The sequence below is a fragment of the Streptomyces sp. NPDC001822 genome, assembly GCF_042892135.1.
Lineage (GTDB): Bacteria > Actinomycetota > Actinomycetes > Streptomycetales > Streptomycetaceae > Streptomyces.
Genome location: NZ_JBIATW010000011.1, coordinates 78,128 through 99,761, shown reverse-complemented (window position 1 = coordinate 99,761; position 21,634 = coordinate 78,128). Strand labels below are relative to the sequence as shown.

Below are 21,634 nucleotides of genomic sequence, written 5' to 3'. Positions count from 1 at the left end.
ACCGCAGTCCCGCGCGAAGAGGACAGCTCTCGGCAGCCCCCGTGAGCCCTCGCACCCAGGTGCGGGGGCTCGTCCCCGGGCGCACGGCCACCAGGCGGCAGAAAGGCAAGGACCGTGGCGTCCACGGTCTCCGACCGCCCCGGTTACGGGCAGTTGCTGCGCACCCCGCGTGCGTGGACCTTCCTCCTCCCGGGCTTCGCCGCCCGGCAGCCCTTCGCGATGCTGACCATCGGCATCGTCCTCCTGGTTCAGCACACCACCGGCTCGTACGGCAGTGCGGGCGCGGTGGCCGCCGTCTCCGGCGTCTCGATGGCCGTGTTCGCACCGCAGAGCGGCCGGCTGGCCGACCGGTTCGGCCAGCGTGTCGTGCTCCTGCCGGGCGTCGTGGTGCACGCCGCCTCCGTCGGCGCGCTCACCGCACTCGCCCTGGCGGACGCACCGCTGTGGGCGCTGTTCCTGGCCGCCGTCCCCACCGGGGCGTCCATCCCGCAGGTCGGGCCCATGGTGCGGGCCCGCTGGGCCGCGCTGCTGGGCGCCGCCCCGGGGCGTCCCGCCTCGCCCCTGATGGCGACGGCCGCCGCCTTCGAGTCCGTGACGGACGAGTTCACCTTCGTCATCGGTCCCGTCCTCGCGACGGCACTGTGCACCGGGGTGCACCCGGCGGCCGGACTGGTCGCGGAGGCGGCACTGACGCTGTTCGGCGGCATCCTGTTCGCCGCGCAGCGAGCCACCCAGCCCACGCCCAGGGACACCACGACGGCGACGGAACCGCACCGTTCGGCACTCTCCGTGCCCGGCGTACGCGTCCTCGCGATCAGTTTCCTCGGCATCGGAGCCGTCTTCGGCGGCATGCAGGTCTCCCTGACGGCCTTCTCCGAGGAGATCGGCCGCCCGGGCGTGAACGGGCTGCTGTACGGGGTCTTCGCGGCCGGCAACATGCTGGCCGGCATCGCCTGCGGGGCGATCGCCTGGAAGAGCAGCCCCCGCCGCCGGCTGATCGTCGGCTACGTCGCTCTGACCCTGACCGCGTCCGGCCTCTGGGCCGTGCACTCGGCCCCGCTGCTGGCGGGACTCGGACTGCTCGTCGGACTCTGCATCGCCCCGGCCCTGATCAGCGGCTACACGCTGGTCGAGGCCCTGGTCCCGGCATCGGCCAGGACCGAGGCGTTCACCTGGCTCACGGGTGCCGTGGCGCTCGGCCAGGCGGCCGCCGTCACCGTGGCCGGGCGGCTCGCCGACGCCCACGGCGCGAGCACCGGTTTCCTGGTCCCGCTGGCCGGTACCGCACTGGCCCTGGCGACCCTGCTGGCCCTGCGGACGCGGCTGGCCCCGCGGTCCCCGGGACTCACGGTGGCGCGTGGGATCGGTCACCGCGAGCCGGTCACGGTGGACTGATCGCTCGGAATACGTCAGTATGGAACGTCGTTAGCACTCACTGAGTGAGAGTGCCAGGAGGAGCAAGTGCCGACCTATCAGTACCAGTGCACCCAATGCGGCGAAGGCCTCGAGGCGGTGCAGAAGTTCACCGATGATGCCCTGACCGTGTGCCCGAACTGCGAAGGACGCCTCAAGAAGGTGTTCTCGGCGGTCGGCATCGTGTTCAAGGGTTCCGGTTTCTACCGGAACGACAGCCGCGGCTCCTCGTCGAGCAGCACGCCGTCCACGTCGTCCCCGGCCAAGGCGTCCGGTTCGACCGGTTCGACGAGCGGATCGTCGTCGACGTCCGGCTCGGAGTCGAAGCCGGCCGCGACAGCGGCGTCCTCGGCTTCCTCCTCGGCCTCGTCGTCGAGCGGTACGTCGGCGGCCTGACACCGCGCGCGACACCACACGTTTCACAGGGACCCCGCCGGTCGACTCGGCGGGGTCCCTGTCGTGCGTACACCGTTGGTGTGACCGTCCTCGGTACCCCGTTAGTGTGACCGCATGGTCAACGCAGACACGGCTACAGCGGACATCGGCGTCATCGGCGGCTCGGGGCTCTACTCCTTCCTGGAGAACGTGACCGAGGTCCGGGTCGACACCCCGTACGGAGCGCCGAGCGACTCCCTCTTCCTGGGCGAGATCGCGGGCCGCCGGGTGGCGTTCCTCCCGCGGCACGGCCGCGGCCACCACCTGCCGCCGCACCGCATCAACTACCGGGCCAATCTCTGGGCCCTGCGCTCCGTAGGGGTGCGCCAGGTGCTCGGCCCCTGCGCCGTCGGCGGCCTGGTCCCGGAGTACGGACCGGGCACCCTGCTCGTACCGGACCAGCTGGTCGACCGCACCAAGACCCGCGTCCAGACCTTCTACGACGGCGAGACCCGCGCCGACGGGGTCCAGTCGAACGTCGTGCACCTCGCGTTCGCCGACCCGTACTGCCCGGCAGGCCGCAAGGCGGCCCTCGCCGCGGCGCGCGGACGCGACTGGGAACCGGTGGACGGCGGCACCCTCGTCGTGGTCGAGGGGCCCCGCTTCTCGACCCGGGCCGAGTCGCGCTGGCACGCGGCGATGGGCTGGTCGGTCGTCGGTATGACGGGCCATCCGGAAGCCGTGCTCGCCCGCGAACTGGGCCTCTGCTACACGACGACGACGCTGGTCACGGACCTCGACGCGGGGGCGGAGGCCGGTGACGGTGTCAGCCACGCGGAGGTGCTGAAGGTGTTCGCGGCCAACGTGGACCGGCTGCGGACGGTGCTCTTCGACGCGGTGGCGGCGCTCCCGGCGACCGAGGACCGCGACTGCGTCTGCGTGCACGCCCTGGACGGGCTCGACACGGGCATCGAGCTGCCGTAGCGCGGGTCCCGGCGCGGTACGGGCGCGGTGCTTGCTCGCGGGGTCCAGGGGGCTCGGCGCTCGCGGGCCCGGCGCGGCAAGGGTCCGGCGCGGTAAGGGCCCGGCGCGGTAAGGGCGCCGCGCTACGAGGCGCTTGTGGCAACCACATGGCAACCACACGCACCGGAGCCAACCCGTGCGGGTGGCCGCGTTTTCCACAACGTGTGGGCTGTCCACAGGGTCGAGCGGGAAATCCACCGACGGTGGATCGTGAGGGGAGTCGGGCGGGCACACCGCCGGGCTCCCCTCACGGTTGTCCGCGTGGGCTCGCTCACGGGTCGCGCGCGGACTTCCCTCACGCCAGGTGGTGTTGGCCATGTTCCCGTCGGTCCCCGATACACGTCCCGCGCCTCCCGCCCCCTGCGGGATCCCGCCCTTCCCACCCCTGCGCCTGCGCGGCGGCGGCAGGAGACGCGTCCGGCGGGCTCTGCGCGCCAGGCGCCGCGCGCTCGCGGTGGGTTTCGCGCTGGCTTCGGCCGTCCTCGCCGTGTCGCAACCGGGCGGGGACAAGGGGACGGCGGCAGCCGCCGGGGCTGCTCAGCGGGAACCGGTGCGCAGGCAGACGGTTCAACTCGTGTCCGCTCCGGTGCGGATCGCCGACGCGGCGACGGTCGGACTGCTGAGGCCGGGGGACCACGTCGACGTCATCGCGGCCGTCGGCGGGGACGCGGAGGCGAAGGTGGTGGCCCGCGACGCGCGCGTGGCGCAGGTCCCGCACGGCACGGGTGGGGGGTGGCCGTCGGCCGACGGGGCGGAGGCCGTTCCGACCGGGGACGGCGGCGCCCTGGTGGTCCTGTCCGTGGGACGGGAGACCGCGAGGAACCTGGCCGGTGCGGGGGCCGTGGGCCGGCTCGCGGTGGCGGTGACCCATGCCGGATAGCGGCGGCTTCGCGCCGGTTCACGGCGAAGTACCTCGCGCGGCAAGCCGTGCTCAGACGTGGTGAGGCGGCTTCTCGTCAAGGAATCGCGCGAGGTCGGCGGCGCTGTCACCGGCAGGAGCCCGCTCGCCCCACCCCCGGTCCGTGTCGTCCGAGGACTGCCGGTCCAGCGGATCATCGAAGATCAGAGCCGACGGCTTGGGCCGGGGCTCCCGCGGCGGCTGTTCCTGCGAGTGCTGCGGCTTCGCTTCTCGCGGTCCGGAGGTGGGGGCGGTACTCATACGTCCAGGGTACGGCGGACGCTCAGCGGTCCTTCGGGTCGAGCAGCCACAGCCCCAGGACGACGAGGAACGACAGGCACAGGAATCCCGCGCCCCACCAGGCCGTGCCGGTGTCACCCTCCATCCATACGTTCACGACCTCCGTCAACGCCCACAGCTGGCCCACGACGACGCTCAGGGCCAGCACCAGCCGTGCCGTCAGCTTCGCCGAGCGCTCGGGTTCCTGCTCCGCACCCGCCCCGGGCCCCGGGCCCGTGTGACGTACCCGGGGATCGACGTAGCCGCTGGTGGGGCGGATCTGGGCGTAACGCTCGTGCAGGGGACGGTTCAGTTCGGCGTGCGCGCTGCCCGGGTGGTAGTCGGGAGGCGTCGCGGGACGGCTCTGCGGCCGCGGCGGCTCGACCGGGTCCAGGGGCTCCGTCATGCCCGCCCCCCGGATGCCCCGGCAGCGGAGGGCGAAGCCCCTGGCGGCGCCTCGGCTCCCCCGGTGCCCGGGCAGCCGATGCGGGCGGCGAGATCCGGGCGGCCGTCGCCGAGCTGACGGCACAGCCCCTCCTCGATGCTCTCCCCGGACCGGGTGGTGCCGACGGCCCAGATACTGCCGTCCTCCAGCTCGGTCAGCGCGACCTTGGGCAGCCCGCGGGGCGGCGGGCCTGCTGTGACCTCACCGGTGCGCGCGTCGAACACCCCCTCGTGGCAGGGGCAGTAGAGCTCGCCCTCCGAGCCGCGTTCCTTGCGCCAGAGCACGGCACAGGCCAGATGGGTGCAGACGGCGGAGTAGCCCACGAGGGTGCCGTCGTCCATCCGCACGGCGACCGCCCGGTCCTCGTCACCGGGATACCGGAAGGCGAGCGACTGGCCGGGCAGAAGTCGTGCCGCGATCTGCTTCGGCGCCGGCGCCTTGCCGTCCTCCGTCTCCCCCTGCCGGTGCAGGATGCCGCCCGCCACCCCCAGTCCGCCGACGGCGAGGCCGCCGGAGACCGTGGCGACGATCCGGAGATAGTCGCGGCGGGTGGTGAGCGAGTCCGCGGCGATCCTGTCGTGCAGCGCCTCGCGTGGGTCGCCGCCGGAGTTGTCGCGGCCCGGCTGCTCCTGCTCGGTGACGCTCATGGGCGGACGTCCTTCCCGTTGATCTCGACGACGGGCAGTCCGCCCGGCACCGGCCACCGGACCCGCTCGGCCGGCACGACCATGGCCACGCCCGTGCGGACCTCGCTCTCGCCGAACACGAAGGTGTCGGCGACCTGCACCCCGGGGCGCTCCGCCTGGAGCTCTTCGACGGTGCCGTAGAACAGGGCGCCGGTCGGGCAGACGGTGGCGCACATGGGCGCCAGGCCGTAGGCGGTGCGGTCGTAGCAGAGGTTGCACTTCATCTGCAGCTTCGCCTGGAGGTCGATCTTCGGCACACCGAAGGGGCAGGCGTTGACGCAGTTGGCGCATCCGATGCAGCGGGTGGTGTCGGCCTGCTGCACGACCCCGTCGGCGGTGACCAGGATCGCGTCGGCCGGGCAGACCTCGGCACAGGGGGCCACCGGGTCCTCGCAGTGCATGCAGACCGTGGGAAGGGAGGCGACGGAGGAACCCTCGTCGGTGTAGTCGAGGTGGATCATCGACTTGCCGCGGTGGGAGTCGCACTCCCGGCAGGCGGAGACACAGGCCTGACAGCCGATGCAGCGCCCCGGGTCGATGAAGATCGTTCTGCCCATCATCGGCGCGTCAGCTCCTCTCCGAGGTCCCGCGGCCCTGGGGGGCCGTGGGCGGCAACGGGTCGGTACGGGAGACCTGCGTCTCCGGATAGGCGACGTGGCCCGGCGCGACCGGAGGCGCCGGTACCTCGTCGATCGCCGCCGCGTGCTCGATGCGGCAGGCGCAGACCTTGTACTCGGGGATCTTGGAGCGGGGGTCGAGTGCGTCGATGGTGAGCACGTTGGCGGAGGTGGGGGCCGGCCAGTGGTACGGGATGAACACGGTGTCGGGGCGGATCGCCTCGGTCACCAGGGCGGGGAAGACCTCGCTGCCGCGCCGGGTGACGACTCGGACGGGTTCACCGTTGCGGAAGCCGTGCGAGGGGTGCACCTCGGCCCACGGCCGCGGGGTCTGTTCGACGAGGGCCCCCAGCCGGCGGGTCTGGTTGCCGGAGAGGAAGTGAGCGACCGTGCGTCCGGTGGTCAGCGACATGGGGTGCTCGTCGTCGTACGGGTCGGCCGGCGGATGCCATTCGACGACCTGCATATGGACCTTGCCGTCCGCGTGGTATGTCGTGCCGTCCTCGAACAGCCGGGGCGTGCCCGGATGGTCGGTGGACGGACAGGGCCAGGCGATTCCGCCGGTCTCCTCCAGGCGTTCGTAGGTGATGCCGGAGTAGTCGATGACGGTGCCGGCCGAGGCCCTGCGCAACTCGTCGAAGACCTCGCGCGAGCTGCCGAAGGCGAACTTGTCCCCGGCTCCGAGCCGCCGGGCGAGCTCGCACATCACCCACGTGTCGGTGCGCACGCCGGAGGGCGGTTCCTGCGCCTTGTTGTGTTTGACCACCCGCGCCTCGGCGTTGGCCATCACCCCTTCGTCCTCCGCCCAGACGGTGACCGGGAAGACGACGTGCGCGTTGGCCGCGGTCTCGGACAGGAAGAAGTCGAACTGGGCGTGGAACTCGGTGGTGTCGTAACCGTCCTTGACCACTGCGTAGTTGGGCAGCGAGACGAAGGGGTTGTTGCAGATGCCGATCAGGCCGCGGATCTCGCGGCGCTGCATCTGCCAGACCATTTCCATCATCGAGGTGCCTGCCGCCGGGAGTTCGGACTCCTCGATCCCCCAGATCTCGCAGATCTGCCGGCGGTGCTCCTCGTTCAGGATCGAGCGGCCGCCGGGGAGGAGGTCGGACTTCTGGCCGTGCTCGCGGCCCCCCTGCCCGTTCCCCTGCCCGGTCAGGGTGCCGTACCCGGCGCCGGGCTTGCCGAGGTGGCCGGTCGCGGCGCAGAGGTTGATCACGGTGAGACAGTTCTCGACGCCCTGGGTGTGGTGCTCGATGCCCCGGGCGTGGAAGGCCATCGCCTTGGGGGCGCGGGCGAAGGCGCGGGCGACCTGGACGACCTGTTCCGCGGGGACGCCGCAGATCTCCGCGGCGCGGGAGGGCGGGTAGTGGGCGGCATTGGCCTTGACCTCCTCCCAGCCGCCGGCGTGCGCGGCGAGGAAGGCCTCGTCGGTCAGGCCCTCCTCGATCACCACGTTCAGCACGGCGTTGAAGAAGGCGGAGTCGGTGCCGGGCTTGAGGGCGACGTGGATGTCGGCCGTGCGTGCGACGGCGGTCTCGCGCGGGTCGACGACGATGAGGGTGGCACCCCGGTCCCGGGCCCCCCAGACGTACTGCGTCAGCACCGGGAAGCACTCCCCGACGTTGGCCCCGGCGAGCAGCAGGCAGTCGGTGAGCAGGATGTCGGAGAACGGGTTGCCGGCCCGGTCGATGTTGAAGGCGAGCTTGTTGGCGCCCGCGGCGCTGACCATGCAGAGGCGGCCGTTGTAGTCGACGTGCCGGGTCCCGAGCGCGACCCGGGCGAATTTCCCGACCAGGTACGTCTTCTCGGAGAAGAGGCTGGCGCCGCCGAGGATCCCGAAGGCGTCGTTGCCGTGGTCACGCTGGATGCGCTTGATCTCGGACACGGTGAAGTCCAGCGCCTCGTCCCACGAGACCTCGCGCAGCGCCTCGTCACGGGAACGCCGCATGAGCGGTGCGGTGAGCCGGTCGGGGTGGTTGACCTGCTGGTAGGCGTTGATGCCCTTGGGGCAGAGCCGCATGCGGTTGATGTCGTGGTTGCGGGGCTCTACGCCGAAGACCTTGCCCCCGTGGTCGACGCGGAGGTACATCCCGCACTGGACACCGCAGAAGCAGCAGTGCGTCGGGACGAGCGTCTCGCCGTTCTGGTCGGCGTGCCACCGGTCGGCCGGGATGCCGCCCGCGTCCCGGAAGCCCCGTGTGCCCGGCGGCGCGAGGGCGGGGTCGAGGGGAACGACCGTGCGGCGGTCGGCAGCGCGAGGGTCCGCTGTCACTTGAAGCCTTTCTTGACCTGGGTGAGATAGGCGTTGCCGCGCAGGACCCGCTTACAGCGCGGGCAGTACTCGGCCCACTCGTCGAAGCGGAGGTCCAGGTCGCGCATGGTGGCGCGCAGGTTCTCGACGTACGGGCCGGTGTCGATCGGCTCCTCGCAGCGGCGGCAGGCGAAGACCTCGTCGTCCTGTCGTCCGGTGTACTTGAAGAGCTGCATGCCGACCGCCGCCGGGCGCTGCACGATGTGGAAGAACTTCCCGAAGGGGATGTAGATGAGGGTGAAGACCACCGAGACCATGTGCAGGACGGCGAGGAACTCGTAGCCGCCGCCGTGCAGGAAGATCGAGGAGAAGGTCAGCAGCAGGCCGGTCACCGAGATGATGATCAGGGCGAGCAGCGGGACCATGTCGTAGGCGAAACGCTGCCCGGTGATCGCGCCGCGGTCCTTCATCCTCCGCCACAGGAAGTAGGAGGCGCCGGGGATGACGAGTACGGCGGCGAGATCCAGGCCGTGGAACAGCACCCAGCCGACGAAGTCCAGCGAGTCGAAGCCGAGGATCTTGAAGCCCCAGACGCGCATCTCGTAACCGGGCCCGGAGCCGCTGCCCGAGGTGAAGGTGAACCAGCCCCAGGTCAGCGGGAAGGTGATCAGCGCGGCCAGGACGCATCCCCAGAAGATGAGTTGATGGGCCGCCCAGCGGGCGTGGGAGCGGGCCCCGAGGAACTTCTGGAATCCGAGGTAGGTCGCGGCCATCTTCGGCAGGGCGGTCGGGGCCCTGCGGAAGTTCTCGGCCGAGAACAGGCTGCCCCAGCCCTTCTCGAAGAGCCGCCGGGCGCCGGGGGCGGAGATCCAGACCGTGTAGCGGTAGGCGACCCCGAAGGCGAGGAAGACCGTGGCCACGGCATAGGGCAACAGCGCCGAGTCGAAGTCGTGCAGCAGCCGGCTGCCGAGCATGATCGCGAGGATCAGCAGTCCGGAGACGACCGCCCCGACGATGCCGGCGCGGCCGGACACGGATCGCGGGAGGGCATCGGCCGCCCGCGCCAGGAGGGACGGGCCCCGGCCGGGCTGTCTTCCGGCCGCCCCGCCGGGAGAGCCGGTGCGCGCACCGGGATCGTGCCGCTCGGCTTCGCTGGGGACTTCAGCTGGCTCGGTCACCCGGCCACCGTAGGTCCGTTATGTGCTATTGGACGCTCTATGGGCATCCAGAGGGTGGGCACGTCGCCCAGGTGGCCCGCGCTCCGGCATCCCGGCACGCCCCTCCGTGCCCACTGGTCGCCCGCTGTACGTTCGCCGGTGGACGGACCCGGCGGCGGAGAGTCCGCACGTCCGCACGCCGCACCACCACAGGCTCGCACCACCGCACGCCGCACCACAGGCTCGCACCACCGCACGTCCGCACCACCGCACCACCGCACCACCGCACCGACGAGGGGTCCCGATGACCGACCGAGGAGTGCCGATGACCGACGACCACCTGCCCGTTCCCGGCCCGCTGGACGCCCTGACGGATGTGGCCGGCATCCGCGTCGGTCATGCCCGCGCGCCGGGCGCGCGTGCGCTGAGCGGAACCACCGTCGTCCTGGCTCCGCAGGGCGGGGCCGTGGCAGCCGTGGATGTCCGGGGCGGCGGACCCGGCACCCGGGAGACGGACGCCCTCGACCCGCGCAACCTCGTGCAGCGGGTCGACGCGATCGTCCTCACGGGAGGCAGCGCCTACGGACTCGACGCGGCGTCCGGGGTGATGGCCTGGCTGGAGGAGCAGGGGCGCGGTGTACGCGTCGGAGCCGACCCCGCGCAGGTGGTGCCGGTGGTGCCCACCGCCTGCCTCTTCGATCTCGGCCGGGGCGGTGACTGGCGGGCCCGTCCCGACGCCTCGACCGGACGGGCCGCGGTGGAGGCGGCAGCCTCCTCCGAGCCGGGCTCACCGGTGCCCGAGGGCTCGGTGGGCGCGGGGACGGGCGCCGTCGCCGGGAGGCTGAAGGGCGGCGTGGGCACGGCGAGCCTGCGCCTGGCCACCGGCGCCACGGTCGCCGCGCTGGCCGTGGTCAACGCGGCCGGCTCCGTGCTCGATCCGCGGACCGGTGTGCTCTACGGCGAATACGGCACGGGGGAACCGCCCGCACACCCCGACCCCGCGGTACACGCGGCAGCGCGACGCCGGCTGGCGGAGATCCAGGAGGCGGCGCGCGACGGTGCGCAGGGGGATCTTCCGTTCAACACCACGATCGCCGTCGTCGCCACCGACGCCGCGCTCACCCGGGCCCAGGCGCAGAAGCTCGCGGGCGTGGCGCACGACGGCCTCGCGCGCGCCGTCCGGCCCGTTCACCTGCTCACCGACGGGGACACGGTCTTCACTCTGGCCACCGGTCGGGTGCCACTGCCACCGGATCCCGTGGCCGTCCTCAACGAGTTGCTCGCGGCCGGCGCGGATGTCCTGGCCCGCGCCATCGTCAAGGCGATCCGGGCGGCCCGGGGCGCCGACGGCCCCGGGGGCTCCTTCCCCTCGTACGGCGAGCTCTACGGACCGTCCTGAAGGGCTGTGGGAACTTTCTGCGCGCGCGGTACGTTTTTTGCGAACCCCGGTCACGATGTCAGACCCAGGGACTACGTTATGCACGCATCGGGTAACACGCGGCGACGGCCTGGAGAGAGCACCTTGAGCGATCCGTACGAGACAACCGAGCAGCACCTCGAGCGACTCCTGCGATGCGCCCTCAACTCCTTCGATCTGTCCGACACCACGGTCGACCGGCTCGGCACGGCCCTGGCGCACAGCAGTTCCCTCTACTCCTCCCATCACAGCGCCGCCCTGCACCGCGAGACCTACCGGCACACCTATCTCCTCTCCGACGGCACCGCGCTCACCCTGTGGGAGCTGGTGCACGGAGGCGGCAGGGCCAACCCGGGCACCTCGGTCCGCCACGAGCTGTACGACGACGAGGGCGACGCCCGTGTCGCCGCCGCGCGGCTCGCGGGCAGCTTCTGGGACTCCGCCTCGGCACTGGGCGACGACAGCCTGCGGGAGGACCTCGAAGTCCTCACCCTGCTGATGAGCGTCCCCCCGGCCCCCGCGCCCCGGATGTACGCGCAGGACGACTCGGCGGACCATGCCCGCCGTGTCCTCCGCCGCGCGGAGAACGGCGACCGGCCGGGCCCCGCGACCGCCGGGCGGCTGCGGGCCGCCTTCGCCCACCACATCACCCAGATCTTCGGCCGCCAGTTCCACGTCGACGGACGGGACGCGGGCTTCACCCTCTACGAACACGCCTTCCTGCTCCTGGACGGCACGGAGACGAGCCTGTGGGAGGTCGAGCACACGGCCACTCCCGACGGCCGCCACATGTGCGAGGTCTACGACGACGAGCAGTCCGCGCGCCGGGCCATGGAGAACCGCACCCGGATCTGCTGAGTCCAGGCGGCAGGTCGAGCCGTACAGGCTGGTGAGCACGGACCGGCGCTTCCTCACCCGCTCGATGTCCCGGGCGCAGCCCGGGCCGCCGGTCGACGTGACGTTCCGGGCCCCGGTGGAGTTCGTGCGGGCGCGGCTGCCCGCCGGGCTCGGCGTCCCGGAGCCCTCGGGCGAGCACGGCTGCCGCCTGCGCGTGGCATGCCCGGACTCGGACATGGGGTCGCGGAGCGGACGTCGAGGCGGTTGAGCGGACCTCAAGGCCTCGGAACGGACATGGATGAGCCCCGGCGCCGGGGGGGGGTGGGCGCCGGGGCTCAGCTCATGGGACCGGAAGGGAGACCGGTCGTCGGGCCGGTGCGAACCGGCTTGATGGGGAGATTACGGGGTATCGGCTCACGCCGCAGCGTCAAAGCCCGTGTCGTGAGCCATTCGCTTCAATTCGAGTAGTGCGTGCTTCTCGATCTGGCGGATCCGCTCTCGTGTCAGACCGTGCTGCTTGCCGACCTCGGTGAGGGTCCGCTCCCGGCCGTCCTCGATTCCGTAACGCATCCGGATGATCGAAGCGGTGCGGTTGTCGAGCTTGCCGATCAGGTCCTCGAGCTCCTCGCTGCGCAGCAGCGTCATCACGGACTGCTCGGGCGAGACGGCGGAGGTGTCCTCCAGCAGGTCACCGAACTGCGTGTCCCCGTCGTCGTCCACGGACATGTTCAGGCTGACCGGGTCACGAGCCCAGTCCAGGACGTTGCTGACCCGCTCGGCCTTGGTGTCCAGCTCGGCCGCGATCTCCGTGTGGTCCGGGTCGCGCCCGTGCTCACGGTTGAACTCGCGCTGCACTCGCCGGATCCTGCCGAGCTCCTCCACGAGGTGCACGGGGAGGCGGATGGTGCGGGACTGATCGGCGATGGACCGGGTGATGGCCTGCCGGATCCACCAGGTGGCGTAGGTGGAGAACTTGAAGCCCTTGGCGTAGTCGAACTTCTCGACCGCGCGCACCAGGCCCGCGTTCCCCTCCTGGATCAGGTCGAGGAGGGGCAGGCCCGCCCTCGGGTAGCGCCTGGCCACGGCAACGACGAGCCGGAGGTTGGACCGGATGAACACGTCCTTGGCGCGCTCGCTCTCGGCGACCAGCGCCTGGAGCTCCTCACGCGTCGCTCCGCCGGCATCGCTCTCCACCTCGCCGTCGAGGATCTGCTGGGCGAAGACGCCCGCCTCGATCGTCTGGGAGAGCTCGACCTCCTTGGCGGCGTCGAGCAGAGGTGTGCGGGCGATCTCGTCCAGGTACATGCCGACCAGGTCGCGATCGGCGATTTCCCCGCCCACGGCGCGAACACTGCTTGCCCGGTCGGTCCCGCCGGTGCTGGCGGACGAACGACGAGCGACGGCACGGGTTGCCATGCGAGCTCCCTTACTGAGTAGGTCGCGACACCCTTTCGGGTGCCCTGCATCCGATGGAAACAACGACTGGAATCCGGACAGAATTCCCACCGGGACCATTCACTTTTGAGATCATGCAGTACCCTGTCCGCCCCCACGGGAGGACACATGGTGCGGATACCCGCAGAAGTGCTGGTCAGGCCTGGCGTCGAGGCTGACCTCGCGCCCCTCACGGACATCTACAACCATTACGTCCGTGAGACCGCCCTCACATTCGACACGAAGCCCTTCGCTCCCGAGGACCGGCTGCCCTGGCTGCGCTCCCATCCGGAAGACGGCCCTCACCGGCTCCTGGTTGCCCAGGACCCCCGTACCGGTGACAACGCCCGTCGGCTCCTCGGTTATGCCACCAGCAGCCCGTACCGGCCCAAGGCCGCCTACGGCACCTCCGTCGAGGTGAGCGTCTACTGCGCGCCGGGCACGACCGGCCGCGGCATCGGCACCCTCCTCTACAAGGCCCTGTTCGAGGCCCTGGCGGACGAGGACCTGCACCGCGCCTACGCCGCGATCGCGCAGCCCAACGAGGCGTCGGTCAGGCTGCACGACACCTTCGGCTTCCGCCACGTCGGTACGTACACCGAGGTGGGCCGGAAGTTCGGGCGCTACTGGGACGTCTCCTGGTACGAGAAGCCGCTGCTCAGCCGAACTGGACCGAGCGCTTCGCCAGCCCCATCCAGAAACCGTCGATGACACTGCGCCCCTGGTCGAGCTCGTCCTCGGCGGCCCCGAGCGTGACGAACAGCGGGGCGAAGTGCTCGGTGCGCGGATGGGCCAGCTTCCCGGCCGGAGACTTGCGCTCGAAGTCGAGCAGGGCGTCCACGTCCTGCGCGCGGAGCGCCCGGTCGCCCCAGTCGTCGAACTCCGCCGACCAGCCGGGAGTGCCGCCGCCCTGGTGCCGCAGTGCGGCCAGGTTGTGCGTGAAGAAGCCGCTGCCGACGATGAGCACGCCCTCGTCGCGCAGGGGGGCGAGCTTCCGGCCGATGTCCATCAGCTTCCGCGGGTCGAGCGTCGGCATGGAGATCTGGAGCACCGGGACACCGGCGTCCGGGAACATCTCGACCAGAGGGACGTACGCCCCGTGGTCGAGGCCTCGGTCCGGGATGTCCTGGACGGGCGTCCCTGCGGCGCGCAGCAGCTTGCGGACGTCCTCGGCGAGCTTCGGGGCGCCCGGTGCGGCGTACTGCACCCGGTAGTAGTGCTCGGGGAACCCCCAGAAGTCGTAGACGAGGGGCACCGCCTCGGTGGCGCCGATGGCGAGCGGGGCCTCCTCCCAGTGCGCGGAGACCATCAGGACGGCCTTGGGGCGGGGGAGCCCAGCAGACCAGGCCGCGAGCTCGCCGGGCCACACGGGGTCGTCGGCGAGTGGCGGGGCTCCGTGCGAGAGGTAGAGGGCGGGCATCCGGTCCGCGGCGACTGTCATGGCACTCCCATTCCTCTGCCGGCCGGGGTAGGTGTGTTCTCCACAACCACCGGTGACGGGTAACTGCGGCCGGCGCCGGGGACTCGGCAGATCGACTCATCGAATCGACATCGTGAGGATCCAAAGACATCTTGAATCTTCAAGTTCCTACTCCCGCATACCCTAGTCCCATCTAGTTAAACTTTCAAGGAAAGGTCGTACAGTGGAGCCCATGACCACGGCACCCACCGGCGGGCCCCACTGGCTCACCGACGAAGAACAGGGCGTGTGGCGCGCCTACCTCCATGCCACCACGCTCATGGAGGACCACCTCGACCGCCAGCTGCAGCGGGACGCCGGGATGCCGCACATCTACTACGGGCTGCTCGTCCAGCTCTCCCAGGCGCCCCGTCGGCGCATGCGCATGACCGAGCTGGCGAAGGACGCCAAGATCACCCGCTCCCGGCTCTCGCACGCCGTCGCCCGGCTGGAGAAGAACGGCTGGGTCCGCCGCGAGGAGTGCCCCTCGGACAAGCGCGGCCAGAACGCCGTACTCACCGACGAGGGCCACGTGATGCTCGCCCGCTCGGCACCGGGGCACGTCGATGCCGTACGCCAGGCGATGTTCGCCCGCCTCACCCCGGAACAGGTGACGAGTCTCGGCGAGATCATGCAGGTCATCGCCACCGGCCTCCAGCCCGAGGGCGCGAACGCGGATCTGCCCTGGCTCCGCTGAGCGGGACCAGGGCAGATCAGGGGTTGTGACAGCCGCGGGACTACACCCCGCGGCCGGAGACCGGGGCCGGTGTGCGACGACCCCGGTCAGTGTGCGAGGACCGGAGTCCGTGCGCGACGCCCTGCGTCAGTGCGCGACGACCGGGATCTTGAACTCGTCGTCGAGGCCGCTCGCGCCCTCGCCCGAGGCACCGGGCTTCCCCGCACCCGGGCGTCCGGTGTTGATCAGCACCACCGCGATCGCCGAGGCGACGACGAGGATTCCGACCGCCCACCAGATCGCGCTCGCGAAACCGGCAACGGTGGCCTGCAGCTGCAGCACCTTCGGGTCCGTGGCACCCGCGACGTGATCGACGATGTAGGCACTGGTGGCGCCCGCGGCGATCGTGTTCAGCAGCGCCGTGCCGATGGCGCCGCCGACCTGTTGCGAGGTGTTCACCATCGCGGAGGCCACACCGGCGTCACGCGGCTCGATGCCGTGCGTGGCCAGCGACATGGCCGGCATGAAGGCCGAGCCCATGCCCAGGCCGAGCAGCAGCTCCGCCGGCAGGATGACACCCGCGTACGAGGTGCCGATGTCCAGCTGGGTCAGCAGCAGCATGCCGGTGGCGGCCACCAGGAATCCGGGGCCCATCAGCATCCTCGGCGGAACCCTCGTCATCAGACGCGCGCCGATCTGCGTGGACCCGGTGATCATGCCCGCGATCATCGGCAGGAAGGCGAAGCCGGTCTTGACCGGGCTGTAGCCCTTGACCAGCTGCAGGTAGTAGGTGAGGAAGAGGAACAGCCCGAACATCGCGATGATGGCGAGACCCAGCGAGAGGTAGACACCACCGCGGTTACGGTCCATCACGACGCGCAGGGGCAGCAGCGGCGACTTCACGCGCGCCTCGGTGAGCACGAACGCGGACAGCAGCACACCGGCGGCGACGAACATACCGATGGTCAGCGAGTCCGACCAGCCGGCCGACTCGGCGCGGGTGAAGCCGTACACCAGCGAGACGAGGCCCAGCGTCGACAGGACCACACCAGGGATGTCGAGCGCGGCGCGGTTCCGGCTGCCGGAGGGCTCGCGGATGACCAGGTAGGCACCCGCGGCGGCGGCGATCGCGAACGGGACGTTGACGAAGAAAGTCCAGCGCCAGTTGAGGTACTCGGTCAGGAACCCACCGAGGATCAGGCCGACCGCGCCACCGCCACCGGCGATGGCACCGTAGATACCGAAGGCCTTGGCCCGCTCCTTGGCGTCGGTGAACATCACCGCGAGCAGGGAGAGGGCGGACGGCGCGAGCAGCGCGCCGAACAGGCCCTGCAGGGCACGCGAACCGAACAGCATGCCCTCACCCTGGGCCACACCGCCCAGTGCGGAGGCGGCGGCGAAGCCGAGCAGGCCCACCACGAAGGTGCGCTTACGGCCCCAGAGGTCGGCTATCCGGCCGCCGAAGAGCAGGAGCCCGCCGAACGCGAGCGCGTACGCGGTGATGACCCACTGCTTGTTGCCGTCGGAGATGCCCAGGTCCGTCTGGGCCGAGGGCAGCGCGATGTTCACGATGGTCGAGTCGAGCACGACCATCAGCTGGGCGAGGGCGATGAACGCCAGCGCTTTCCAGCGATTGGGATCTGGCAGGGCGTCGAGTGTTTTCGACATGGATGTGGCCACCTAAGGACGCGAAGGGTCGTGAAGTCGTGAAGTGCTGATGCCGGCGACGGGACACCGCGAACGGGCCGCTTGCGTAGCCGGAAAAAAGGCGGGAGGTGCCGTCGGCCCGACCTGCCGGTCGGAGCACGGCCCGCTTCATAGGGGTGGTGTCGGCCTCTGTGGGCGCGCGGGTGGTGTCGGCCTCTGTGGGCTCGTCGTCTGTGCGTTCTCCGGTGCGCGGGCGTCAGCGCCCGCTGCGCAGGTCCTCCAAGGTGGCCGCCGTACCGGGCAGCTCGGACCGGGCCGGGGACTCCAGCCCGTCCAGGAAGATCTGCAGATGGCGGTGGGTGAACCGGTCGATACCCGGGCAGGCGATGCCGGGCAGTGGCCGGGTGAGCTGGGAGAGGGCGACGAGTACGTCACCGACGGCGATGTCGGTGCGCAGCCTCCCTGCGGTCATGGCGCGCTCCACGAGCCCTTCGACGGCCTCTTCGAGGCGACGGCGCTCGGCGAGCAGGTCGGGGTGTTCGTGGTCGAAGGCACCCGTCAGCATCGGGCAGAGGGCACCGATCCGCTCGTCCGCCGCGTCGTGCACGAAACGGCTGAGCGCTGCGAACGGGTCGGACTCGGCCGCGGCGGCCTCCTCCGCACGATCGGTCGTGCGGGAGGTGACGGCGAGTACGACCTCGTGGATCAGGGCGACGCGGTCGGGGAAGTTGCGGTAGAGCGTGGCGTTTCCGACACCCGCACGCCGCGCGACGTCGTCGAGCGGAACGTGCGGCCCGAACTCGACGAACATCTCACGGGCGGCCGCGACGATCCGCTCCCTGTTGCGCAGTGCGTCGGCCCGCGGGCGGGGCGTACGGCGGCCTGCGGTGAAGGCGGCGGGTTCGACTGCGGTCTTCACGACGGCGGCCCTTCGTCCGGATACAAGGCGATCCCTGGAACACAACCGGGGAACGATCCCCCGCTTGGCGGGGACACAGGTTCAAACGGGGAAACGGTCCCCGGTTATTTCCCGCTCCTTTGTGACCTGCGCCACACGTCTCAGGGGAATGGGCCCGCGCCGAAAAACCCTCCATCGGCGCACCCAACGAGCGGTACCCCACGACCCGGCGGAGGCTGAGCGCCAGAGCGCAGCCAGGGCCGGCCGGCTGCCGCGGACCCGAAGGCGACGCCCATGCAGCAGCCCCGCCACCGGATACGCGCCTGGCGTCGGCCCCTCGCGCTCGCCGGAGCGACGGCACTGGTCATCGCCACGATGGCATCCGCCAGCTCCACCCTCCCCATCGCCGGCCGCGCCTCCGCGGGACCGGTGGCCGCGCCGCGGGGTCCCGGTCTGGCACCGTGTCGAATATCCACGGCCATGGGCGTGCAGATGTCGGAGGGCATACCGACACCGCCCGGCTACGCACGTTCCACCGGCCGGATCAGGGCCCTGAACCTGATGATCGACTTCCCCGACGCACAGGCGACGGAACCCGCCGCCGACCGGCTGGCGGAGTTCTTCCCCCAGACCAGCGAATGGTTCAGCACCAGCTCCTACGGCCGGCTGACCTACGTCCCGGAAGCTCCCGTGGCCGACTGGCTGCGGATGCCGCTGCCGTTCGCCGAGTACGGCATCGAGCGGGGATCACCCTACGAACCGGGATACCGCGAACTCGTCAGGGACCTCGTGAGCGCCGCCGACCCGAAGGTCGACTTCTCGGCCTACAACCTGGTCAACGTGCTGGTCACGCCGAACGCAGGACCCTCGGCCCTGGACACCGTCCTGTCGGTCACCTTCTCCGGCAACGACGACGCCCCCTTCGCCGACGGAGTCCCGCTCGCCAACACATCCTTCGTGTACAGCCGCCAGGACGACGGTTCGGGCTCGTACCCGGAGACCGGCTACCGGGTCCTGCCCCACGAGAACGGCCACGTCTTCGGGCTGCCCGACCTCTACACGCCGGAGGGCGGGGGCTCCGTGGGGCACTGGGACATCATGTCCGAGGACTGGGGTGCCAACAACGACCTCCTGGGCTGGCACAAGTGGAAACTCGGCTGGCTGGACGACGACCAGGTCGGCTGCGCCGCCATGTCGGGAACCAGCGAGCACACACTCGGACCGCTGGCCACGGCGGGCGGCCCCAAGCTGGCCTTTGTACCCCTGACCGCGCAGTCCGGTTACGCGGTGGAGGTGCGGACCCCGGAGGGCAACGACGAGGCGGTCTGCCGGCCCGGCGTGCTGATCTACAAGGTGAGTTCGGACGTGGACACCGGCCAGGGCCCCGTCTCGGTCGCCGACAGCACCGAGGACAGCGGCGGCTGCACCCGGCGCCCCAATGTGCACGCCGAACTCTCCGACGCCCCGTTCGAACCGGGCGAGACGTTCACCGACCGGGCCAACAACATACGGATCTCCGTGATCGCGAAGGACGAGGACGGGAACTACCGGGTGCGGATCACCCGGCCCTGAACACGCACGGGTTCGCCTGCGAGCGCTGCTCCCTCGGGGCTCGGTGCTCAGGCCTCGGGCCGTAGACCTCAGGCCCCGGACCTCGGGCCCCGACCTCAGACCCCGACCTCAGGCTTCGGGCCTCTCGCCTCGGGCCTGCTCGTCAACCAGCCCACGCACCCCACGTACCTCACGCAGCTCACGCAGCTCACGCAGCTCACGCTTGAGGATCTTGCCCGTGGCGTTCCGGGGCAGCGGATCCCTCGACACCAGCGCACGGGCAGGGACCTTGAACGGGGCCAGGCTCCGGCCGACGTGCGCCCGCAGCGCGTCCGCCGTGACCGTCGTACCGGGCCGCGGCCGGACGACCGCCGCCACCTCCTCCCCCAGCACCGGATGCGGTACGCCGAACACCGCCGCGTCCTCCACGTCGGGGTGATCGTGCAGGACGGCCTCGACCTCCACGCAGTGGACGTTCTCGCCGCCCCTGACGACCACGTCCTTGATGCGGTCGACGACGGCCACCAGCCCGTCGCGCAGGACGGCGAGGTCACCGGTACGGAACCAGCCGCCCGAGAACGCCCCGGCCGTCGCGGCCTCGTCGCGCCAGTACCCGCGGGCGAGCGACTGGCCCCGCAGCCACAGCTCGCCGACCTCACCGTCCGGGACCGGCTCCCCCGCGGGGTCGGCGACCATCACCTCGGTCGCCGGTGTGGGCGTGCCGACGGAATCGGGATGCGCGCGATAGAGGGCGCCGAAGTTGGCCAGCACACCACCGCTGGTCTCGGTCAGGCCGTACCCGTTGCGCGGCTCGATCCGCTCGCCGTACAGCGCCGACAGCCGGCCGACCAGGTCGGGCGGTGCCGCAGCCCCGCCGGTGTTCAGCCCCTTCAGGCTCTCCAGGCCGTCACCCGCGTCTTCGGCCGCCGTCAGCAACTGGAGCGCGGTGGCCGGAACCCCCGCGTAGTGCGTGATCCCGTGCCTGCGGATCAGGCGCAGGGCCTCGTCGGCGTCCCACTTCGGCATCAGGACGAGCGTGCCTCCCGCCGACATGGCCGAGTAGAGGCTGGTGAACGCGGCGACGTGGAAGAAGGGGAAGGTCATCAGCGTCACCGGCGCGGGCCCCTGGCCGGGGACGACTCCCCGGGCGAGCGCGGAGACGGCAGCCTGATAGCGCGGGTTGAGGGCGGCTCCGGCCTGGGCGAGGTGAGTGGCCACGGCGCCCTTGGGACGGCCGGTGGTACCGGAGGTGTAGATGATCGTCGAGTCGTCCTCCGGCCGGATCTCCACCTCGGGAGGCGCCTCCATCGGGTCGGGCTCCGGAAGGTCCGCGTACCGCTCGGCCCCCTCGGGCAGCTCGCCGGCTCCGAGGTCGTCATGGAAGACGACGACCCGCACCCCGGCCTTATGGGCCCAGGCGGCCACCTTCGGCAGCTGCTCCCCGTCGACGAGCAGGGCGCGCGGATCACAGTCGTCCAGGGCGTAGGCGTACTCGGCCTCGGTCCACCACGCGTTGAGCGGCACGGCGACGAGACCGGCCAACTGCACCGCCCAGAAGGCCACCTGCCACTCCGGGTGATTCCGCATGGCCACCACGGCCCGGTCACCGGGGCGCAGTCCGTACGTCTCGGTGAACCGCCGCGCCAGCGCGGAGGCAGCGGCGAAGAACTCGCCGTACGACCAGACCCGTTCACCCGCCAGCAGGAACGGCTGATCGCCGAACGCCCAGGTGGCCTCCACGAACTCCCGCAGTGTGCGCGGCCCGTTGGCGTAGACGAGGGGCCCGTGCTCGGCACGGACCACGGCGAAGGGAGCCCCGGGAGCGGTCAGGGACCTCTCGATGCGGGCGCGGGCCGCGGGATCGGCGGCGGGAGCGGAAGGAAGGGGGCGGCTCGGATCGGGGTGCGGCACGTACGGCCCCTCCACGGCAGGCTCAGCGATCCGGCGACGCTATGACCCGCGCCTGGCGGGCGTCAACCGCGCCCCACGCCGAACGCACCCCGGGGCCACTCCTCGCCTGATCCCCCCTCCGGGTTGCCGGCTCGTGGCGCGCGGGAGGGGAACCCCAGGTGAGGACCTCACCTCACCCGCTACACTGACGGCGGTGGCCCAGTCCTCGCGGACCGGGATCATCGAACGCCTTCGTAGCTCAGGGGATAGAGCACCGCTCTCCTAAAGCGGGTGTCGCAGGTTCGAATCCTGCCGGGGGCACAAGGGAAGAGGCCACCTACGGATATCCGTAGGTGGCCTTTTGACATCCACGTCTGACATCAACGCCGCGGTCACTCACGGCCGGGCCGCCTCTTGAGCAGGCGGTCCATGTGGCTGATCGCCTCACGCTGGGTGTCGTGGACGACTTGGGTGTACACGTCCATCGTGATGCTGATCTGGCAGTGCCCGAGGATCTCCATCACGACGCGAGGAGCCACCCCAACCACGGTGAGGATCGTGGCGCAGCCGTGCCGAGCATCGTGCAAGCGGATCACCCGGAGGCCGACGGATTCGGCAACCCGGGTGAAGGAGCGGTAGACGTTCGAATCGGATCAGTCACGGTGGGTGGCCCCCATG

At 71.1% G+C, this 21,634-nt stretch carries 21 protein-coding genes, 1 tRNA gene and 1 pseudogene; 11 read left to right on the top strand and 12 right to left on the bottom strand.

Annotated features, from left to right (window positions below; translation table 11 throughout):
- Positions 1-114 precede the first annotated feature (114 nt).
- The 4 genes from ACFYY2_RS24330 to ACFYY2_RS24315 all read left to right on the top strand — a co-directional run bounded on the left by ACFYY2_RS24330 (position 115) and on the right by ACFYY2_RS24315 (position 3,691).
- Positions 115-1,395 carry an MFS transporter gene (locus tag ACFYY2_RS24330; RefSeq protein WP_388746293.1) on the top strand — a complete coding sequence of 427 codons (1,281 nt, stop codon included), beginning with the start codon at positions 115-117 and terminating at the stop codon, positions 1,393-1,395.
- A 66-nt stretch (positions 1,396-1,461) separates the two neighbouring features.
- Positions 1,462-1,809, top strand: a complete 348-nt coding sequence (locus ACFYY2_RS24325) for an FmdB family zinc ribbon protein (protein WP_388746291.1) — start codon at positions 1,462-1,464, stop codon at positions 1,807-1,809.
- A gap of 114 nt (positions 1,810-1,923) precedes the next feature.
- Positions 1,924-2,772, top strand: coding sequence for an S-methyl-5'-thioadenosine phosphorylase (locus ACFYY2_RS24320; protein WP_388746289.1), 849 nt, complete (start codon positions 1,924-1,926; stop codon positions 2,770-2,772).
- A gap of 613 nt (positions 2,773-3,385) precedes the next feature.
- Positions 3,386-3,691, top strand: coding sequence for an RcpC/CpaB family pilus assembly protein (locus ACFYY2_RS24315; RefSeq protein WP_388746287.1), 306 nt, complete (start codon positions 3,386-3,388; stop codon positions 3,689-3,691).
- Between the two features lie 51 nt (positions 3,692-3,742).
- Here the strand turns inward: ACFYY2_RS24315 and ACFYY2_RS24310 are convergent, their stop codons facing one another.
- Genes ACFYY2_RS24310 through ACFYY2_RS24285 form a run of 6 tightly spaced genes read right to left on the bottom strand, consistent with a single transcriptional unit; the run spans position 3,743 to position 9,168 of the window.
- A complete protein-coding gene (locus ACFYY2_RS24310; RefSeq protein WP_388746285.1) occupies positions 3,743-3,970 on the bottom strand; it encodes a hypothetical protein in 228 nt (75 codons plus the stop codon).
- A 22-nt stretch (positions 3,971-3,992) separates the two neighbouring features.
- Positions 3,993-4,394 (bottom strand): hypothetical protein, encoded by a 402-nt coding sequence (locus ACFYY2_RS24305; RefSeq protein WP_388746283.1) that lies wholly within the window; start codon positions 4,392-4,394, stop codon positions 3,993-3,995.
- Positions 4,391-5,080 (bottom strand): ubiquinol-cytochrome c reductase iron-sulfur subunit, encoded by a 690-nt coding sequence (locus tag ACFYY2_RS24300; protein ID WP_388746281.1) that lies wholly within the window; start codon positions 5,078-5,080, stop codon positions 4,391-4,393. Before ACFYY2_RS24300 ends, ACFYY2_RS24305 begins: the two co-directional genes overlap by 4 nt.
- Complete coding sequence (locus tag ACFYY2_RS24295; RefSeq protein WP_329038244.1) at positions 5,077-5,679, bottom strand: 4Fe-4S dicluster domain-containing protein; 603 nt, start codon at positions 5,677-5,679, stop codon at positions 5,077-5,079. The genes ACFYY2_RS24300 and ACFYY2_RS24295 overlap by 4 nt, the downstream gene beginning before the upstream one ends.
- 7 nt (positions 5,680-5,686) lie before the next feature.
- Positions 5,687-8,011 (bottom strand): molybdopterin oxidoreductase family protein, encoded by a 2,325-nt coding sequence (locus tag ACFYY2_RS24290; protein ID WP_388746279.1) that lies wholly within the window; start codon positions 8,009-8,011, stop codon positions 5,687-5,689.
- Entirely contained in the window at positions 8,008-9,168 is a 1,161-nt protein-coding gene (locus tag ACFYY2_RS24285; protein WP_388746277.1) for an MFS transporter, read from the bottom strand. The genes ACFYY2_RS24290 and ACFYY2_RS24285 overlap by 4 nt, the downstream gene beginning before the upstream one ends.
- Positions 9,169-9,472: 304 nt before the next feature.
- On the opposite strand from ACFYY2_RS24285, the gene ACFYY2_RS24280 reads away from it, so the two are divergent.
- From ACFYY2_RS24280 to ACFYY2_RS24270, 3 genes are all read left to right on the top strand, one after another.
- The gene (locus ACFYY2_RS24280; protein ID WP_388746275.1) at positions 9,473-10,546 is read left to right on the top strand and encodes a P1 family peptidase; all 1,074 of its coding nucleotides are present in this window, start codon (positions 9,473-9,475) and stop codon (positions 10,544-10,546) included.
- Between the two features lie 123 nt (positions 10,547-10,669).
- On the top strand, positions 10,670-11,422 hold the full coding sequence (locus tag ACFYY2_RS24275; protein WP_388746273.1) for a DUF6227 family protein: 753 nt from the start codon (positions 10,670-10,672) through the stop codon (positions 11,420-11,422).
- A gap of 31 nt (positions 11,423-11,453) precedes the next feature.
- A complete protein-coding gene (locus ACFYY2_RS24270; protein WP_388746271.1) occupies positions 11,454-11,669 on the top strand; it encodes a hypothetical protein in 216 nt (71 codons plus the stop codon).
- Between the two features lie 146 nt (positions 11,670-11,815).
- Here the strand turns inward: ACFYY2_RS24270 and ACFYY2_RS24265 are convergent, their stop codons facing one another.
- Positions 11,816-12,817 (bottom strand): RNA polymerase sigma factor RpoD/SigA, encoded by a 1,002-nt coding sequence (locus ACFYY2_RS24265; RefSeq protein WP_388746269.1) that lies wholly within the window; start codon positions 12,815-12,817, stop codon positions 11,816-11,818.
- 147 nt (positions 12,818-12,964) lie between these two features.
- Between ACFYY2_RS24265 and ACFYY2_RS24260 the strand changes: the two genes are divergently transcribed.
- A complete protein-coding gene (locus tag ACFYY2_RS24260; protein WP_388746267.1) occupies positions 12,965-13,546 on the top strand; it encodes a GNAT family N-acetyltransferase in 582 nt (193 codons plus the stop codon).
- Here ACFYY2_RS24260 and ACFYY2_RS24255 read toward each other — a convergent pair.
- Positions 13,494-14,276 (bottom strand): dioxygenase, encoded by a 783-nt coding sequence (locus ACFYY2_RS24255; protein WP_388746265.1) that lies wholly within the window; start codon positions 14,274-14,276, stop codon positions 13,494-13,496. The genes ACFYY2_RS24260 and ACFYY2_RS24255 overlap by 53 nt on opposite strands.
- A gap of 202 nt (positions 14,277-14,478) precedes the next feature.
- Here ACFYY2_RS24255 and ACFYY2_RS24250 point away from each other — a divergent pair, with 202 nt between their 5' ends.
- Positions 14,479-14,991: a MarR family winged helix-turn-helix transcriptional regulator gene (locus ACFYY2_RS24250; RefSeq protein ID WP_388746263.1), complete on the top strand. Its 513-nt coding sequence runs from the start codon at positions 14,479-14,481 to the stop codon at positions 14,989-14,991.
- Between the two features lie 126 nt (positions 14,992-15,117).
- Here ACFYY2_RS24250 and ACFYY2_RS24245 read toward each other — a convergent pair whose 3' ends face one another.
- Both ACFYY2_RS24245 and ACFYY2_RS24240 read right to left on the bottom strand, forming a co-directional pair.
- The gene (locus ACFYY2_RS24245; protein WP_388746261.1) at positions 15,118-16,638 is read right to left on the bottom strand and encodes an MFS transporter; all 1,521 of its coding nucleotides are present in this window, start codon (positions 16,636-16,638) and stop codon (positions 15,118-15,120) included.
- Between the two features lie 235 nt (positions 16,639-16,873).
- Positions 16,874-17,536, bottom strand: coding sequence for a TetR/AcrR family transcriptional regulator (locus ACFYY2_RS24240; RefSeq protein ID WP_388746259.1), 663 nt, complete (start codon positions 17,534-17,536; stop codon positions 16,874-16,876).
- 273 nt (positions 17,537-17,809) lie between these two features.
- Between ACFYY2_RS24240 and ACFYY2_RS24235 the strand changes: the two genes are divergently transcribed.
- Entirely contained in the window at positions 17,810-19,087 is a 1,278-nt protein-coding gene (locus tag ACFYY2_RS24235) for a M6 family metalloprotease domain-containing protein (protein WP_388746257.1), read from the top strand.
- Positions 19,088-19,195: 108 nt separating this feature from the next.
- Here the strand turns inward: ACFYY2_RS24235 and ACFYY2_RS24230 are convergent, their stop codons facing one another.
- Entirely contained in the window at positions 19,196-20,977 is a 1,782-nt protein-coding gene (locus ACFYY2_RS24230) for a class I adenylate-forming enzyme family protein (protein WP_388746255.1), read from the bottom strand.
- A 227-nt stretch (positions 20,978-21,204) separates the two neighbouring features.
- Here ACFYY2_RS24230 and ACFYY2_RS24225 point away from each other — a divergent pair.
- Positions 21,205-21,277: transfer RNA gene (locus tag ACFYY2_RS24225), tRNA-Arg, on the top strand.
- A 71-nt stretch (positions 21,278-21,348) separates the two neighbouring features.
- On the opposite strand, the pseudogene ACFYY2_RS24220 reads toward ACFYY2_RS24225, so the two are convergent.
- A pseudogene (locus ACFYY2_RS24220) lies at positions 21,349-21,600 on the bottom strand (tyrosine-type recombinase/integrase); the annotation flags it as partial.
- Positions 21,601-21,634: the final 34 nt, after the last annotated feature.